The sequence below is a fragment of the Streptomyces sp. NPDC058198 genome (genome assembly GCF_042882605.1).
Lineage (GTDB): Bacteria > Actinomycetota > Actinomycetes > Streptomycetales > Streptomycetaceae > Streptomyces.
Map to the genome: position 1 here is coordinate 164589 of NZ_JBHVVP010000005.1, position 15572 is coordinate 180160.

General features: G+C 70.3%; 13 protein-coding genes and 1 tRNA gene. 6 read left to right on the forward strand and 8 right to left on the reverse strand.

Annotated features, from left to right (window positions below):
- Positions 1-24 precede the first annotated feature (24 nt).
- The 4 genes from ACFVWW_RS19690 to ACFVWW_RS19705 all read right to left on the reverse strand — a co-directional run bounded on the left by ACFVWW_RS19690 (position 25) and on the right by ACFVWW_RS19705 (position 5965).
- Positions 25-1440, reverse strand: a complete 1416-nt coding sequence (locus tag ACFVWW_RS19690; RefSeq protein ID WP_386877579.1) for an LAETG motif-containing sortase-dependent surface protein — start codon at positions 1438-1440, stop codon at positions 25-27.
- A 250-nt stretch (positions 1441-1690) separates the two neighbouring features.
- Positions 1691-2173, reverse strand: coding sequence for a single-stranded DNA-binding protein (locus ACFVWW_RS19695; RefSeq protein WP_386877580.1), 483 nt, complete (start codon positions 2171-2173; stop codon positions 1691-1693).
- A gap of 136 nt (positions 2174-2309) precedes the next feature.
- Positions 2310-4193, reverse strand: coding sequence for a GTPase (locus tag ACFVWW_RS19700; RefSeq protein WP_386877727.1), 1884 nt, complete (start codon positions 4191-4193; stop codon positions 2310-2312).
- A gap of 182 nt (positions 4194-4375) precedes the next feature.
- Positions 4376-5965 carry a dynamin family protein gene (locus ACFVWW_RS19705; RefSeq protein WP_384188337.1) on the reverse strand — a complete coding sequence of 530 codons (1590 nt, stop codon included), beginning with the start codon at positions 5963-5965 and terminating at the stop codon, positions 4376-4378.
- Between the two features lie 327 nt (positions 5966-6292).
- Between ACFVWW_RS19705 and ACFVWW_RS19710 the strand changes: the two genes are divergently transcribed.
- Positions 6293-6365: transfer RNA gene (locus tag ACFVWW_RS19710), tRNA-Arg, on the forward strand.
- A 178-nt stretch (positions 6366-6543) separates the two neighbouring features.
- A complete protein-coding gene (locus tag ACFVWW_RS19715; RefSeq protein WP_386877581.1) occupies positions 6544-8349 on the forward strand; it encodes a TerD family protein in 1806 nt (601 codons plus the stop codon).
- Between the two features lie 165 nt (positions 8350-8514).
- Here ACFVWW_RS19715 and ACFVWW_RS19720 read toward each other — a convergent pair whose 3' ends face one another.
- The gene (locus ACFVWW_RS19720; RefSeq protein WP_384188327.1) at positions 8515-9264 is read right to left on the reverse strand and encodes an IPT/TIG domain-containing protein; all 750 of its coding nucleotides are present in this window, start codon (positions 9262-9264) and stop codon (positions 8515-8517) included.
- Positions 9265-9815: 551 nt separating this feature from the next.
- Between ACFVWW_RS19720 and ACFVWW_RS19725 the strand changes: the two genes are divergently transcribed.
- The 4 genes from ACFVWW_RS19725 (at position 9816) to ACFVWW_RS19740 (ending at position 13413) form a co-directional block, all read left to right on the forward strand.
- On the forward strand, positions 9816-10616 hold the full coding sequence (locus ACFVWW_RS19725) for an ArsR/SmtB family transcription factor (protein WP_386877728.1): 801 nt from the start codon (positions 9816-9818) through the stop codon (positions 10614-10616).
- A gap of 156 nt (positions 10617-10772) precedes the next feature.
- Positions 10773-10943, forward strand: coding sequence for a hydrophobic protein (locus ACFVWW_RS19730; RefSeq protein ID WP_384188329.1), 171 nt, complete (start codon positions 10773-10775; stop codon positions 10941-10943).
- Between the two features lie 674 nt (positions 10944-11617).
- Complete coding sequence (locus ACFVWW_RS19735) at positions 11618-12547, forward strand: phosphotransferase enzyme family protein (protein ID WP_386877582.1); 930 nt, start codon at positions 11618-11620, stop codon at positions 12545-12547.
- Positions 12544-13413 carry an NUDIX hydrolase gene (locus ACFVWW_RS19740; RefSeq protein WP_386877583.1) on the forward strand — a complete coding sequence of 290 codons (870 nt, stop codon included), beginning with the start codon at positions 12544-12546 and terminating at the stop codon, positions 13411-13413. Before ACFVWW_RS19735 ends, ACFVWW_RS19740 begins: the two co-directional genes overlap by 4 nt.
- Here the strand turns inward: ACFVWW_RS19740 and ACFVWW_RS19745 are convergent.
- From ACFVWW_RS19745 to ACFVWW_RS19755, 3 genes are all read right to left on the reverse strand, one after another.
- On the reverse strand, positions 13386-14204 hold the full coding sequence (locus ACFVWW_RS19745) for an SAM-dependent methyltransferase (RefSeq protein ID WP_386877584.1): 819 nt from the start codon (positions 14202-14204) through the stop codon (positions 13386-13388). The two genes, ACFVWW_RS19740 and ACFVWW_RS19745, sit on opposite strands and share 28 nt — an antisense overlap.
- 146 nt (positions 14205-14350) lie before the next feature.
- The gene (locus ACFVWW_RS19750) at positions 14351-14584 is read right to left on the reverse strand and encodes a DUF397 domain-containing protein (protein ID WP_384191764.1); all 234 of its coding nucleotides are present in this window, start codon (positions 14582-14584) and stop codon (positions 14351-14353) included.
- On the reverse strand, positions 14584-15444 hold the full coding sequence (locus ACFVWW_RS19755; protein ID WP_384191768.1) for a helix-turn-helix domain-containing protein: 861 nt from the start codon (positions 15442-15444) through the stop codon (positions 14584-14586). Before ACFVWW_RS19755 ends, ACFVWW_RS19750 begins: the two co-directional genes overlap by 1 nt.
- Between the last annotated feature and the right edge of the window lie 128 nt (positions 15445-15572).

Below are 15572 nucleotides of genomic sequence, written 5' to 3' on the forward strand. Positions count from 1 at the left end.
GAATCACTCAGCGCCAGGGGTCATTTACTCTCCGGTGGCCGCCGCGTTCTTCTTGCGGAGGAAGAAGACCGCTCCGCCGCCGAGCACGACGAGCGCGATGGCGACGCCCGCGATCATCGGGGTGGCGCTGGAGGAGCCGGTCTCGGCCAGGTCGCCCGTGCTGCCCGCGGTGGAGCCGCCGGCCGAGGCCGCGCTGGGCTGCGAGGAGGGCTGCTCGGGCGCCGGGCCCTCGCTGCCGGTGGTCTTGCAGTCCAGGACGCCCTTGAAGGTCTGCGTGAACCCGCCGGGCCCGGTGATGGTGAAGTCGTACGCCTCGTCCTCGCCGACCGGGACGGTGATGGTCTGGGACTCACCGGCGGCGACCGAGTGCTCGGTGCCCTTCAGATCGAAGGTGAACGGCTCGTCACCGCTGTTGGTGGCGGTGACGTCGATGCCGCCCTTGGCGCAGTTCTTCTCCGCCGTGACCGCCGGGATCGCACCCTGCTTGGCCCAGTTCGCGGTGGCCGTCGCGGCGACGGTGGAGTCGCTGGAGCCGGCCAGGATCTGCGTCTGGCTCTTGGTCACACCGGCGAAGGCGCGGCCGACCGGCACGGAGGTGGTGGCCTGCACACCGAGGGACGCGGTGCCGTCCGAGGCGCCGGCCGGCACGTCGAAGTACAGCTCCGTGCCGTTGACCGCGGTGGTGACGGCCTTGCCGTCCTTGTCGGTGACCTTGACACCGCTGGCGGCGGCGTCGGCGGGCGGCGTCACCGTGACGCTCGCGGCGTCGGTACGGACGGTGACGGGACCGAGCTTCTCGCCGGCCTTGCCGGAGACCGCGCCGGGCTCCAGGGTGAGCGAGGCCTTGGGCTCCGCGGCGTCCTGCGCGTTCTGCTGCAGCCAGTCGGCGAGCTTCTCGGCCTGCGGGTCACTCGCGTCGACGTCGGCGTTGTCCGAGTAGCGCCAGATCGCGACCTGGGTGCCGGCCGCCGCGGTCTTCTCGGTGAGCGGTCCGGTGCCCGCGGTGCCCGCCAGCGCGGCGAGGTCGTCGATCTGCGGGTAGGAGTGCTCCAGGATCCAGCGGATCTTGCCCGCGTTCTCGTTGGCACCCAGCGAGGTCTGGTCCCAGGGGGTCTCCAGGTACTTCGCCTGGTCCTGCGTCGGGTTGTGGATGTCGATGCAGTACGTCTTGAGCTTGCCGCCGCCGTCGACGGTCATCTCGAACAGCCCGGCGGGCAGCTGCTGGTCCTTGCCGTCCGTGTGGAGGACGGCGCCGTCGTAGGTCTTCAGCCCGTCCAGGGTGGCGGCCGCGCCGCCCTGGTGCTGAGGCGCCTCATCGGCGGTGGCCGCGCCGGCGCCGGCCAGGGAGCCCATCGCCACCAGGCCCGAAACCAGGACCGCGGCGGCGAGACGGGCGGCGCCTCGACTCCGTACGGATGACGCAGATATCGCAGAAAACACAGAATTCCCTTCGGGCGAGGTTCTTCCGCGTGTGAACGCGTGGGGGGTATGCCTCGCCGGCAGACTCAAGTGCCCCGTGAGTACTGGGGAATCCTATGGACGACGGGAAGCCCCGGTGCCCGCCCAAGGATCAGATAACCGTTCCGAATCGGAATCGTTATCGAGTAACCGACACAACCGCGGAATACGGCTGGGTATATCGACAAATCTCCACAGTCGAGGGCCGGTCCACCGCCGTCGGCGCCGCCGCTCACACCGAGGTCCCCACCGGCGCCGGATCCGGACGCTCGAACGGAATCGTGCCCTGGCCCGGCGCCCGGCGCGGCATCTGGCCCTGCGTCGCGTTCTCGTGACGTTCCGTCAGGGATGGAACCGCCCTGACCACGCGTCTGAACGCCGAGGTCCCGCGCGTCAGATCGTGTCCCACCGCCACCGCGTCAATGTCCACGGACGTCCTGCGCTGTCCCTCCCCTTCCTCGTCCCGCACCCGCAGTCTGCCGTGCACCACGAGCGGCTCACCGACGGAGACCGACGCGGCCAGATTCGCTCCCAGCGTCCGCCACGCCCACACCGTGTAGAAACTCGTCGGCCCGTCCGCCCAGACCTCCTTCTGCCGGTCCCAGCGGCGCCCGGTGACCGCGAATCTGAACCGCGCCACCCCGCCCGTGGCCGACTCCCTGAATTCCACACCTGTTGCGACATTCCCCACCACCGTCACCACGGTGTCGTTCATAACGGCCCCTCCCATCCGGCTGCATTGACTGATCCCATGCTGGACCGGACGGAAAGAATGCGCTGGAGCCTGTGGATTACCTGTCAGTTGTGGAAAACCGGGTCACCCGCCCGCCCGGGTGACCGCCATTACTCCGTCACCGCGAGACAGTCACGTACTGCTCCCGCACCTCCCGGTACCGCATCAGCTCCGCCGAGACCGGGTCCAGCACCCTCGCCCGCCCGCAGCCCGCCGCCGCCTCGCGCAGCCGCCGCTCGGCGTCCTGCCCGTACCGCCGCGCCGGCCCCTTGGCCGCCGCCCCGCAGGCCCACTCCACGAGCGGCCCGCCGATGATCCCGGCGAGCATGACCAGCACGGGCGGGAGCAGTCCCGGTTCCAGTACGCCGATGATCTGGCCCACCAGCCAGAGCGCCCCGTAGATCTGAAGCAGCGTCATCGCGGCCTGCGCCAGCACTGCGGCGGGCCACCAGGCCGGCCGCGGCGGCCGGCCGCTCGGCGTCCCCGCCGTCACCGCCAGCTCGTCCAGCGCCTCGGGCAGCCCCTCCGCGCCCCGTACCGCCGCCTCGCGTACGGCGTGCGCCCAGGGCGCGGGCAGTCCGGCGGACGCCTCCTCCCCCACCGTACGTACGGCCTGTTCCACCCGCTGTCTGGCCGTCAGCTCCTCCTCCACGACGGCCGGGGCCTGCGGGGTGCCGCCGCCCGGCGTCCGGGTGCTCTCGTACCACCGCCAGAGCCGCAGCCACGGCGTCCCGCAGGCCCGCCCGGCGTTCCTGCGCCACTCGCGCTCCGCCGCCTCGCCCGCCGCCACCGCGCCGACCGCCCAGGCCAGCCGGTCCGCGAACTGCTCGCGGGAGCGCTCACCGAGTCCCGTACGCCCCTCCGCGACATACGCCGACCGCAGCCGCCGGGCCGCCGCGTCGACATCGGCCGAGAGCCGGCGCGCCGGCGCGTTCCGCTCCCGTACGAACCGTCCGAGCAGTTCGCGCAACTCACCCACGCCCTGCCCGCTGAGCGCGGACAGCGCGAGCACGGTGGCGCCCGGCTCGCCGTGTTCGCCCAAGGCCATGCCGTCCTCGTCGAGCAGCCGGCGCAGATCGTCGAGCACTTGATGGGCGGCCTCGCCGGGCAGCCGGTCGATCTGGTTGAGCACCACGAAGGTGACCTCCGCGTGCCCGGCGAGCGGCCGCAGATAGCGCTCGTGGAGCGCGGCGTCCGCGTACTTCTCGGGATCTACGACCCAGATGACCGCGTCCACGAGTGCGATGACCCGGTCCACCTGGTCGCGGTGGCGGATGACGGCCGAGTCGTGATCGGGGAGATCGACGAGGACGAGGCCGTGCAGCTCATCGTCGCCGTCGCCGCCCGCCAGCGGCCTGCGCCGCAGCCGCCCCGGGATGGCGAGCCGGTCGAGCAGCCCCGCCGCGCCGTCCGACCACATGCACGCGATGGGGGCGGAGGTGGTGGGCCTGCGCAGCCCGGTCTCCGAGATCGGCACCCCGGCGAGGGCGTTGAACAGGGTCGACTTGCCGCTGCCCGTCGCTCCCGCGATGGCGACGACGGTGTGGCGGGAGGACAACCGCTGGCGTGCGGACGCCTCGTCCAGTACGCGCCCCGCCTCGGCGAGGATGGACCCTTCGAGCCGGGCCCGCGACAGCCCGACCAGCTCGCCCAGGGCGTCGAGACGTACCCGCAGCGGGCCTCCGAACGGGCCGCCGATGGGCGTGTGCGCGTCGGTCTCGTCCTGGGCGGCCGCCGAGCGGTCCCGCGCGCCGGTGAGGCCCTCGACGCCGGTGAGGTCGTCCGCCCGGCTGAGCCCGCCGGTCCCGGTCCCGGTCCCGTCCGGCCGTTCCGGATAGGCAGGACGCTCCTTGGCGGCCTTCTCGTCGGCCCTGGCGCCCCTCTCGTCGGCGCGCCGGGCGATCAGCCCGTCGTCCCAGCCGGCGCCGGACTCGCCGGAACCCTGCGACGTGCCTGTCCTCTCCGCCGCACCTGTCCTCTCCGCCGCGCCTGCCTTCTCCACCGTGTCGCGCCTGGTTCCTGTCTTCTCGCCCGCTCCTGACTTCTCCGCCGCTCCTGACCTCTCCGCCGCTCCTGACTTCTTTCTCCTGCCGGTTCTTCTGGACTGTCCGGCGGCTGCGGCCGCTCCTGGCTTCTCAGCCTTCGCGGACTCCCCGGATTCATCCGTCACAGCGGTCACCTCGGTCACCTTTCCCTCTGCAGTACGGACAGCGCGGCGATCAGCTCGGCCTGCGGCTCCGGGGTCACCCCGAGGGCGTCGAGTGGCGCCAGCCGCCGGTCGCGCTCCCCGTGCAGTACGCGATCGATGTACGTCGTCACGAGCGCGCCGCCCCGGTCACGCAGCCGCAGCGCGCCCTGCGCCCCGATCCGCTCCGCGAGCCGCTCCCCCGCGATCCGGGCCCGCCGCCCGCCGAGCAGGGCCGCGGCGAGCAGCGCCGCCACCGTCTCGGCGTCGGGCGCGGCGCTCCGGTCCAGCTTCCGCACCTCTTCCTCGGCCAGTTCCTCCAGGACCCGTTGCCAGCGGCGTACGGCCATCCCGACCCGTTCCGTCACTTCCCTGTCCGGGCCCGGCACAGGGAGGGCGCCGGCCGCCGGTTCGCGCTGCCAGGCCTCCTGCACCCGCTCGTCGGCGGCGGCCACGGCGCACTGGAGCAGCGCGCCGAGGCTCTCCGTCAGCGAATCGAGCAGCTCCCGGGCCGAGCTGTACCGCGGATAGCCGCGCCAGCGGGTCCGCGCGTCCCCGGCGAGTACGGCGCCGCGCTGGAGCTGCCTGCGCACCCGTTCCCCCTCGGCCCCGTAGGCGTCCTCCACCGCGCTCGTCAGCCGTACGGCGGCGGCGTACTGCGTGGCCACCGCTCCGGCCAGCTCCGGCATCCGCACATTCAGCGAGTTGATGACGCCCGCCGCGGTACGGACCACGGCCTGCTGACGGGCCGCGGGGTCCTGCACCCGGTGCGCGAGCCAGGCGAGCAGCGGCGCGACGGCGGTGGTGGGCAGCAGCCCGCTCCCGCCACCGGCCGACTCGGGCAGTTCGGGGATGGTGAACCGGGGTACGTCTCCGAGTCCCGCCTTGGTCATCAGCGCGCCGTACTGCCGCGACACCTCGTCGAGCACCTGATGCGGCACCCGGTCGAGCACGGTCACCAGCGAGGCGTCGTACTGCTTGGCGGTACGCAGCAGATGCCACGGCACGGCGTCCGCGTAACGGGAGGCGGTGGTCACCATCACCCACACATCGGCGGCGCAGATCAACTCGGCGGCCAGCAGCCGGTTGACCACCACGAGTGAATCGATGTCGGGGGCGTCGAGCAGCGCGAGCCCACGGGGCAGGGAGGCGGCGGTGTCGATACGGAGCGCGTTCTCCTCCATGGCCCCGGCGCCCGTCCTGCCGTCCTCCTCCTGCTGCGGCAGCCACACGCGGGTGAGGTGCGGCAGCACCCGCATCCCGGCGAACCAGTGGTGGTCCTCGGGATGGCACACCAGTACGGGGGTCCGTGTGGTGGGCCGCAACACCCCCGCCTCACTGACCCGCCGCCCCACAAGGGAGTTGACGAGCGTGGACTTCCCGGCACCGGTGGACCCGCCGACGACCGCGAGCAGCGGTGCTTCAGGATCCCGGAGCCTGGGAAGCAGATAGTCGTCGAGCTGCGCGAGCAGCTCGGCCCTCGTCTGCCGGGCGCGCGGCGCCCCGGGAAGAGGCAGTGGAAGACGCACGGAAGCGACACGGTCGCGCAGTGCGGAAAGTGCGTCGATCAGCTGGGGCCGTACGTCCAAGGTCACCACATGCGAAGAATGCCCAATTTTGGAGCCTTTTTGAAGCGTATAGCCCCCTCTGCGCGCCGATAAAACAGTCAGGGCAGACTTAGGACAGACGGGACGAGTGGGGCAACGGCATAACGAGTGCACAACACCCGGGGCGCGGGGGGTGAAAAGCGATGCACGAATCGCACCTGCCTGCGATTATCGGTTCGCTTCACTGAACCTCCACATCGTGCCACGCACGTGAAGCAACCGGGTCAAGGCGATCGGAGCCCTATCCTTGTCCCGGCAAGGCCGCGGAACCACCCAAGCGGGGCTCCAGGTCACCGAGGCCACCAACCGGCCCCCGTAGCTCAGTGGATAGAGCAGGTGCCTTCTAAGCACTTGGCCGCAGGTTCGAGTCCTGCCGGGGGCACTCTTCTACGCGCGGTGCGAAGCCCTCCGTGAAGGAGGGCTTTTCCGCTGGTCAGGGACATCGCACCAGGCTCGGCGCCACAGGCTCGGCGGATCGGGTACGGTCTCTCGCCGGTCGATCACAGGACATATCGGCATTCGGGTTGAAGATGGGCGATTGTCGGATCATCCTTGCCGTCATGACTCTCGCCTCCACCGCTCCGGATGTGTCGGACCTGCGCGATGACGCCTTCGACTGGGCACTGGTCGACGTGGAGACCTCCGGGCTCATACCCCGTCAGCACCGGGTGTTATCGATCGCGGTGGTGACTCTCGGCCCGGACGGGGAGCAGACCGGGGAGTTCTCGACCCTGCTGAACCCGGGCTGCGATCCGGGCCCCGTGCACATACACGGCCTGACTCCGGAACGGTTGCGCGGGGCACCGACCTTCGAGCAGGTCGCGGGGCAGATCGCGGCGCTGCTACGGGACCGCGTTCTGGTGGCCCACAACGCCCAGTTCGACTACGACTTCCTGACGCACGAGTTCGCGCGGGCGGGGCTGCGTCTGCCGGTGTCGCGGCGGCTGTGCACCCTGGCGCTGAACCGTCGGGTGGACCCGCCGACCGCGGACCTGCGTCTGGGGACGCTGGCCGCCCACTACGGCGTAGCGCAGTCGAAGGCGCACGACGCGCTGGACGACACCCGCGTCCTGGCCGGGATCCTGCGCGCCACCCTGAGGGAGGCCGCCCTCCTCGACCTGCCGCTGCCGCTGGTGGCCTGTCCGCCGCGGCAGGACCCGCGGTTCGCGCCGAAACCGCCCAAGACGCCATGCGCGTTCCGCAATCCCGGGAGGCTCGCACCGGGCGGTCCACTCACGCAGGGTATGAAGATCGCCATCACAGGTGACACCGAGACGGTGCGAACGCAGTTGGTCGCACGGTCCGCCGCCGCCGGGCTGAACATGGTGAGCTCGGTCAGCCGGCACACCAGCGCTCTGGTCACCAACGACTCCGCCTCGGGGTCGTCGAAGGCCCGTCGGGCTGTCGCCGAGGGCGTTCCGGTCCTCGACGAACAAGCCTTCCTCACGCTGCTGGACGACGTGAGTCCCGGCACGCCGCACGAGAACCCGACGACGACGGAGCTGGCGGAGCCGGTTGCCGTGACGGTGCCCGTCCCGGCCGCGCGCCGGCATGAGCCCGCCGCCGAGGGCACGTCGCTGGCCGGGCGACGCGTCCTCGTAGTGGGGGGTGTCCACCAGGACGCGGCCGAAGCTCGCACCCGTGTCGTCGAACTGGGCGGATCCGCGGCCGTCAACCTCTCCGCGAGCGTCACGGACGTCGTGCTCCTCCCCGGCGGCGAGCGCGACAGGCGTCTGCCCCGGATCACTTCCCTCCGCCTTCCGACCCACGACGCCGACTGGCTCACCGCGCCCACCTCGGCGGCACCTTCGTACGGGAGCGAGCGCGCACCGTTCCCGCACGTCCTGCCCCGAGGCGGCGTGATCGATCTTCCCGGTACGGCCGCGGAGACCCGCTGGGACGTGAGCGCCTCCTGGGCACAGCAGACAAGCTGCGAGATCGACGTCGTGGCCTTCATCGTCGACGAGGACGAACAGGTCTCCTGTGACGAGGACTTCGTCTTCTACAGCGCCCCGGAAAGCCCCAGCGGCTCCGTACGGCTCCTCAGCGACGGACCGACCGAGCAGACGATCACCGTCGACCTCACCGCGATGCCGCCGGCAGCCCGCAAGGTGGTCGTCTGCGCTGCCATCGACGGCGTGCCCACCTTCGGTGATGTCGGCGCGGTGCAGATCACCACGGCACCGGGCAGCAGTGCGACGCCACTGGCGCAGGTCACCGTGGACGCCGCGACCACCGAGCGCACCATGCTCCTCGCCGAGATCTACCGCCGCGGCCCGCTCTGGCGCTTCCGCGCCGTCGGCCAGGGCTACGACCACGGCCTGGCCGCGCTCGCCCGTACCTACGGCGTCAACATCACGGACTGAGCGATGCGGCAAGCACGACCTGCCGGCGCCGCGGGATCCCTCGGCTCTGCGAGCCGCCCCACAAGGGCCCGCCTTTCGGAGGGCCCTTGTGGGGCGGGGCCGGCGGTTAGGGGGCCGCGCGGAGGGTTGAGGGGGCCGGGCGACGTGCCCGGCGCCCCGGTGGGATCAGATGCCGGGACCGTTGACGTAGGTGAAGTCGCCCGCGGCGGTGCCGCCGGTGGTGGTCACGACCACCTCCGCGGGGCCCGGCTCGCCGTCGCCCGTGGGCGGGGTGACGGCGGAGACGGTGGTGTCGTTGATGACGGTGAACGGCGCGGGGATGCCGTCGAAGGTGACCGACTGGGTGGTGGTGAGGCCGGTGCCGGGGATGGTCACCGCGGTTCCGCCGGTGGGCGGGCCGGAGTCGGGGGTCAGGGTGCCGATGGTGGGGCCGTCCACGTAGGTGTAGGTGAAGCCGTTGTTCGTGCCACCCGCGGTGGTGACGCTGACGCTGACCGGTCCTGGCGCCGCGCCCGCCGGTACGACGACGGTCAGTTGACTGTCGCTGAGCACCGTCGGCGTCGCGGTGACCGCGCCGAAGTTCACGGCGGTGGCGGTGGACAGGCCGGTGCCGGTGATGGTGACGGTGCCACCGCCCGCGGTGACACCGGAGGTGGGGCTCAGGCTGGACTTGAAGGGCGCGCCGACGTAGAAGAACGAGATCGGGTTGCTGGTTCCGCCCGGGGTGGTCACCGTCACGCCGACCGTGCCGGAGCCCGACGGGGAGACGGCCGTGACCTGCGTCGGCGAGACGTTGGTGACGGCGGTGGCCGGCTTGGAGCCGAACTTCACCGCGGTGGTACCGCTGAGGTTGGTACCGGTGATGGTGACCGTGGTCCCGCCGCCGGACGATCCCTGGTTGGGGGAAAGAGGCATGACTGCTCCTTCATGAAACGCGGTTGGCTGAGGAATGAAGAGCTGATGCCGGAGGGCAGTCAGCGCAGCCGGGCAAGCTGCTCGACGAGGCGTTGTTGGCCGGACACACCACTGGCATCTGGGTATGCGTGGTAGCCGGGACCGCGGCCATCCCTGCGGAAATGGCACAGACGTCGAACATGGGCCGAAGAGCGCGGACCGTTCACGTCGTTACCGGAGGAGCCCCACTGGGGCTGCGCGGCCGCCTGGCCGGCTGTGCGTCCAGGCGGGTCGGCGGAGAGGCCGACTGTTCATCCCCCGGGGGAAGGGCACCCACCGGACTGGATGTGGCCAGTAACACATCGGAGTGAAGAAGCCTGCAATGACCTTGACGCCGGTTCACTCGAATGGCAGAGCGCGGGAGTGATTGCGGTACGGCACGTACCACCGCGCCACGCCCCCACCAAGCCGCACGCTCCAGGCGCACCGGACTCGACCCGGACTCGCACTGGACTCGACAGGCAACCGTTTGGTTGCCTATCTTGGGTCGGAGCGTGAGGCCAGAGATGACGATGGACGCGGTGTTCAAGGCGCTCGCCGATCCGAGCCGCAGACAGCTGCTCGACCGGCTCAACGCGCGCAACGGGCAGACCCTGCGGGAGCTGAGCGAGGGGCTGGCCATGAGCAGACAGGCGGTGAGCAAGCACCTGGCCGTACTGGAGTCGGCCCTGCTGGTGGCCGTCGTACGGCAGGGCCGGGAGAAGCTGCATTACCTCAATCCCGTGCCCATCCACGAGATCGCGGACCGCTGGATCGGCCGGTACGAACGCGGCCGGCTGACCGCGCTGTCCCATCTGAAACAGACCCTGGAAGGACCACCCATGAGCAAGCCCGAGTTCGTGTACGTCACCTATATCCAGACCACCGCGGAAAAGCTCTATCAAGCCCTGACCGAACCGCAGTTCATCAAGATCTATATGGGCGGCACCGGGCCGGAGTCGACCTGGGAGGTGGGCGCTCCCGTCCGCTGGAAGATGGACCCGAGCGGGGAGTTCGAGGAGCTCGGCCAGCGGGTCCTGGAGGCGGAGCCCGGCAAGCGGCTCTCGTACTCCTGGCACACGCTGCAGCCCATGCACCGCGCCCTGTTCGATTCGGACGAGGAGTTCGCGAGGGCTTGCGAGGAACGCTCCAGGGTCACCTTCGACATCGAGCCCGCCGAGGTGCCCATGCTGGGCATCAAGCTGACCATCACCCATGACGAGTTCGACGCCCCGGACAGCAAGATGATGGAAGGCACCAGCGGCGGCTGGATCATGATCCTTTCCGCGCTCAAGACCGTGCTGGAGGGCGGAAAGTTCGTCTCCGAGCCGTAGGGCGGCAGGGCGGTTCCGAGCAGTGCGGCGGGGCAACCGCCGGGGCAACCTCTCGACGTGCCCCGAAAAGGGCCGGAGAAACGAACAAAAACACATGTGTTTCTCGCGCATAGCCGGAATTACCGGGGGCACACGGCTGCTCGGAGGTTGATAACTATGGTTCCCCTGATACTCGTTCTTCTGCTCGCCCTGATCCTCTTCGGTGCCGGTTTCGCACTCAAGGCACTGTGGTGGATCGCCATTATCGTGCTGGTCGTCTGGCTGCTCGGATTCGTGGTACGTCCGGCCGCCAGTGGTGGCAAGCGCGGCCGCTGGTACCGGTGGTAGACACACAGCACAGCGCTGAACAGCAGTGATGTGGGCGGGGCCCGGACGATGTCGTCCGGGCCCCGCCCATGTGTGCGACGGCCCGATATCCCGTTAGTTTCCATAGGGAAATAGATCTCGGTACGACAACGGCGGGGTTACGGAATGGCCGTCCCGGGATTCTTTCACGGCCGCCGGGGCCGGACCGCAGGCGGGCAGCGGGCACGGTCGGCGACGTGATGCATATCGAGCTGAATCTCGCCGAGATCCAGCCAGACCGGCCGCCGGACCGGTATCGCCGGCAGGAGCCCGTACCCTCGCCTCACCGCCCCCTTCGTCGCCCCCGCGCAATCCCCCGATCGAGTGGCCACCCACCTCACGGGTGATTCGAACGGAGCACGAAGGCCGGTCATGCCCACCCCGCACGGCCGCCGCTCCAGGCTCGAACATCTGTTCTATGATTCCCCCCGCGTGCCCCGTTACAGGCCCTTGATCAGGTCCGTTGTCCGGGCGCCCACCCCAACCGCAGTGCACTCCGGAGGAATCATGCGACCTGTTCCCGCTCCCGTTGGCGTCGTCGCCGGACATCCCGCGTTCGAGAACGGTGGGGTGCCCCTCCAGCCCGCCGCGCACCGGGTTGACGCCGTCTGCCGCCGCGCCGACCTGTCATCTCGACCGTCACCGAGGTGGGACGCATGAGTCACACCAAGACCAGTCACGCCCAGACCAGTCACACCAAGACCAGTCACGGCACCATCCTCCCGCCGTCGCTGCGGGCCTGGGCCGAGCGCCTCCTCGGGCCCCTCTCCGCCGTACACGACGCGTCACAGCCACGCGAGAACTCGCGGGTATGGGAGGTCACCGGCAGCCACGGCCGGCGCTTCTTCCTCAAGCAGTCGCCGAGTCCGAAGTCCTACGAACGCGAGACCTTCGGGTACCAGTCCGCCGTCCCCGCCCTGGGGTTCGGACGCGCCCCGCAGCTCGTGGAGAGCGACGCCAGGCACCTGGCGCTGCTGCTGACCGCCGTACCCGGCACGCCCCTCTCGCAGCTCGCCCTCACCCCCTCGGAACACCGGGCCGCGCACCGGCAGTTCGGCGCGTTGCTGCGCCGCCTGCACGGCACGGACAAAATGCCCGCGCAGGGCCGCAGGGAAGCCGAAGCGGCCGCCGAGCGCGCAGCCGCCGACGTCGAGGAACACCTCGCCCGCGCCGGTGACCTGCTGACCGAAGACTGGCGCACGCTCGTCCGTCGCTCGGCCGACCACGTACGCGGCCTGAGCGAACGGCTCACGCCGGCGCACATCCACGGCGACGCCCAGGAGCGCAACGCCCTGTGGTCCGGGCAGCTGGCCGTCATCGACTTCGAGCGGTCCCGGTACGCCCCCGCCGTGCAGGATTTCGTCCGGCTGGCCTGCGGCCCGTGGCAGGACCGCGGCGAGCTGCGCACCGCGTTCTTCCAGGGGTACGGCCGCCCGCTGACCGAGGCGGAGCGTTACGCGCTGCCGTGCCTGGCGGCGCTCGATGCCGCGAGCTGTCTGGCCTACGGCCCGGCCCATGGCGACGAAGAGGTCACCGACCGCGGGCTGCGCACGATGGCCCGGCTGGAGAGGGGGGCCTTCGTATGAGCGAGCAGTGCACGTACGCCGCCGAGAGCGACACCGCGAACGTCACCGAGGGGCGCGGCGACAGCGCTGCGCCCCGCGCCCTGGACCTCAGGAGCGCGACCGGCCACCGCGCCGCCCACACCGACCCGCACCGCCTGCTGGCCACCCTCGCTCAGGAGGTGCGGCCGGGCGGGCGGCTCGAACTCACCGTACGGATGGGGGATCCCACCCCGGAGCTGTGGGAGGACCTGCTCGTGGAGGCGGGTTTCACCGTCGACGAGATCGTTCCTCTCGCGGACGGGACCGATCCTCTCGGCGGCCGGGACACGGAAGACCCGCCTCCCGGCCGGCTGATCCGGGCCCGGCGACGCGAGAGCCCCTCGTACCCTCGCGTCACCAGCCGCCCGCGCGCCGCCGCGCCGCCCACCGCTCACGCCACTCTCGGCGTCGGCGTGATCGTGCGGGACCGGGCAGGACGTGTCCTGCTCGGCCTGCACCACGGCGGGACCTGGGAGCTGCCCGGCGGCAAGGTCGAACCGGGCGAGTCCGTCGCCGCCGCGGCCGTACGCGAACTCCGCGAGGAGACCGGCCTTCGCGCCCACGAGCAGGACGTGACCGTGTTCGCGATGCTGCACGACGAGATCGCCGGTTTCGCGCGCGTGACCATGGCCGCCGTCCTCACCGTGTACGAGGGCGACCCCGTGGCGGCGGAGCCGGAGCTGATCAGCCACTGGCGCTGGGCACGCACCGAGGAACTGCCGAGTCCGCTGTTCGTGCCCTCCGCGCAGGTACTGACCGCCTGGCGGCCAGGTCTCGACATCGCCCACCCACCGGCGCACCGCCTGCCCATCGCGGGGAGTCACGGCTTGCGGGCGACCCCCGCGTAGATGGAGACCGCCGCATCGGTGGCGCCGTCGAGCGGTTCGCCGTCCGGGCGCCAGCGGTGCGGCACCGCGAGACCGGGATCGACGAACTCCAGTCCGTCGAAGAAACGGAGGACGTCGTCCCGCGACCGCACCTGGGCCGGGATGCCACCACGGTGGTAGACGTCGATGACCCTCTCCCACATCTCCGGGGCGAAGTCCTGCGTGCAGTGGGAGAGGACCAGGTAGCTGCCGGAGGGCAGGGCGTCGAGGAGGTACTGAACGGTCTCGTACGGGCGGAACTCGTCCGGGACGAAGTGCAGCAGCGCGTTGAGCGACAGCGCGACCGGGCGGGTCAGGTCGATCGTCCGGTGCAGTTGCTCCGACGAGATGATGGTCTTCGGTTCCCGGACGTCCGCCTGTATGTACGCGGTACGGCCCTCGGGTGAGCTGCGCATCAGGGCCTCGGCGTGGCGCAGGACGATCGGGTCGTTGTCGACGTAGACGACATGGGACTCCGGGGCGGCCTCCTGGGCGACCTGGTGGAGGTTGGGGCGTGTGGGGATGCCCGTACCGATGTCCAGGAACTGGCGGACGCCGGCTTCGGCGGCGAGCCAGCGGGTCGCCCGGTGCATGAAGAACCGGTTGGTCCGCGCGCAGGTCTTGGCGGTCGGGAAGACCGACTCGACCTTGGCCGCGGCCTCCTTGTCGACTTCGTAGTAGTCCTTGCCCTGAAGGTAGAAGTCGTACATGCGCGCGGGGTGGGGCTTGCTGGTATCGATCTCGTGGATCGACGGCTGGTCGAGGTCCGTCATACTGATCCGTCCATTTCTGGGTGTGGGGGGGGTGGGTGCCGGCACCACAGCGGCCAGCGCCACAGCGCCCGGCACCACAACAGCTGGCACCACAGCGGCCGGCACCACAGCGCCCGGCGCCACAGCAGCCAGCCACTTGCCGCCAGCTACAGCAGGAAGTCGGCGAGGCCGTTCTTCGCGCCTTCTACGAAGCCCGCCATGGCCTCCGTGGTGCAGATGAGGGCCGGACCCGACGGGTCCGCGGACTGACGGACCGCGATGTGCTCGCCGTCCACCTTCTTGGTCTCGACGCAGCTGCCGCCGTTGGGGCCGCTCCACGGCTTCACCCAGCCGTCGGCTCCCAGCTCGTCGGCCGGCATTCCGTTGAATATGTCCCGCATTAGAGCTCCTTGCGTATTTCTCGGAGAAAAGCTCTCGATCCGTCAACAAGCGCCGCCCGGGCGGACATGTTGTCCAGGACTTCCAGGTAGGCGGCGACATCGGGGCGCTGGTCCATATAGACGGCGCCCGTGAGGTTCTCGGTGTAGACGACGTCAGGCAGTTCGGTGAGGTCGAACCGGAAAAGATGGAAGGGCCCGAACGCCCCGAGATGCGGGCCGACCGCGAACGGCATGATCTGCAAGGTCACGTTCGGCATGGCAGTGGCTTCGAGCAGCCGGTCGATCTGCGCCCGCATGACGTCCGCGTCACCGACGGGTCTGCGCAGAACCGCCTCCTCCAGGAGGATCCACAGAATCGGCGCGTCCGGCTTCAAGAGCAATTGCTGCCGCTTGATCCGCAGCGCGACGCGCCGCTCCAGCTCGTCCGCGTTGCGGTGGGCGCCCACGCGCAGCACCCCGCGGGCATAGTCCTCGGTCTGCAACAGGCCGGGGACATAATGGGGTTCGTACGTCCTGATCAGGGCGGCTTCGTCCTCAAGGCTGACATAGGCGCTGAACCACCCCGGCAGGGCGTCACGGTAACGGTGCCACCAGCCGGGCTTGTTGGCCGCCTTGACCAGCTGGACGAATTCGTCGGCCTCGCTCCCCGCGACTCCATATGCCTGAAGAAGAAGCCGGACATAGGGGAGTTTGAGGCTGACTTCGGAATTCTCCATCCGCCGAATCGTCAGCGGAGTCACATCCAGGACTTTGGCCGCCGCCTCGCGGGACACGCGCGCCTTCGCACGCAGTGCGCCGAGCCGCTTGCCGAGGACTATTCGCAGGACTGTGGGTGCGGTTCCCGTACGGGCCTCACTCACGTGGTACCTCCTGACACCTACTCATTCCGCGCAGTCTGACAGCTGGTTGACGACCCAGCCAGAGAGCATGTGTGGACATTCTGAAATTATCAGATCGATCAGTTGCGACCTGAGAGCGCCAGCCCGCA

Bases quoted from the DNA above. Each gene is read 5' to 3' on its own strand.
- ACFVWW_RS19695 (WP_386877580.1), bottom strand. From the start codon at position 2,173: ATGAACGACACCGTGGTGACGGTGGTGGGGAATGTCGCAACAGGTGTG.
- ACFVWW_RS19715 (WP_386877581.1), top strand. From the start codon at position 6,544: ATGACTCTCGCCTCCACCGCTCCGGATGTGTCGGACCTGCGCGATGAC.
- ACFVWW_RS19720 (WP_384188327.1), bottom strand. From the start codon at position 9,264: ATGCCTCTTTCCCCCAACCAGGGATCGTCCGGCGGCGGGACCACGGTC.
- ACFVWW_RS19725 (WP_386877728.1), top strand. From the start codon at position 9,816: ATGGACGCGGTGTTCAAGGCGCTCGCCGATCCGAGCCGCAGACAGCTG.
- ACFVWW_RS19730 (WP_384188329.1), top strand. From the start codon at position 10,773: ATGGTTCCCCTGATACTCGTTCTTCTGCTCGCCCTGATCCTCTTCGGT.
- ACFVWW_RS19735 (WP_386877582.1), top strand. From the start codon at position 11,618: ATGAGTCACACCAAGACCAGTCACGCCCAGACCAGTCACACCAAGACC.
- ACFVWW_RS19740 (WP_386877583.1), top strand. From the start codon at position 12,544: ATGAGCGAGCAGTGCACGTACGCCGCCGAGAGCGACACCGCGAACGTC.
- ACFVWW_RS19745 (WP_386877584.1), bottom strand. From the start codon at position 14,204: ATGACGGACCTCGACCAGCCGTCGATCCACGAGATCGATACCAGCAAG.
- ACFVWW_RS19750 (WP_384191764.1), bottom strand. From the start codon at position 14,584: ATGCGGGACATATTCAACGGAATGCCGGCCGACGAGCTGGGAGCCGAC.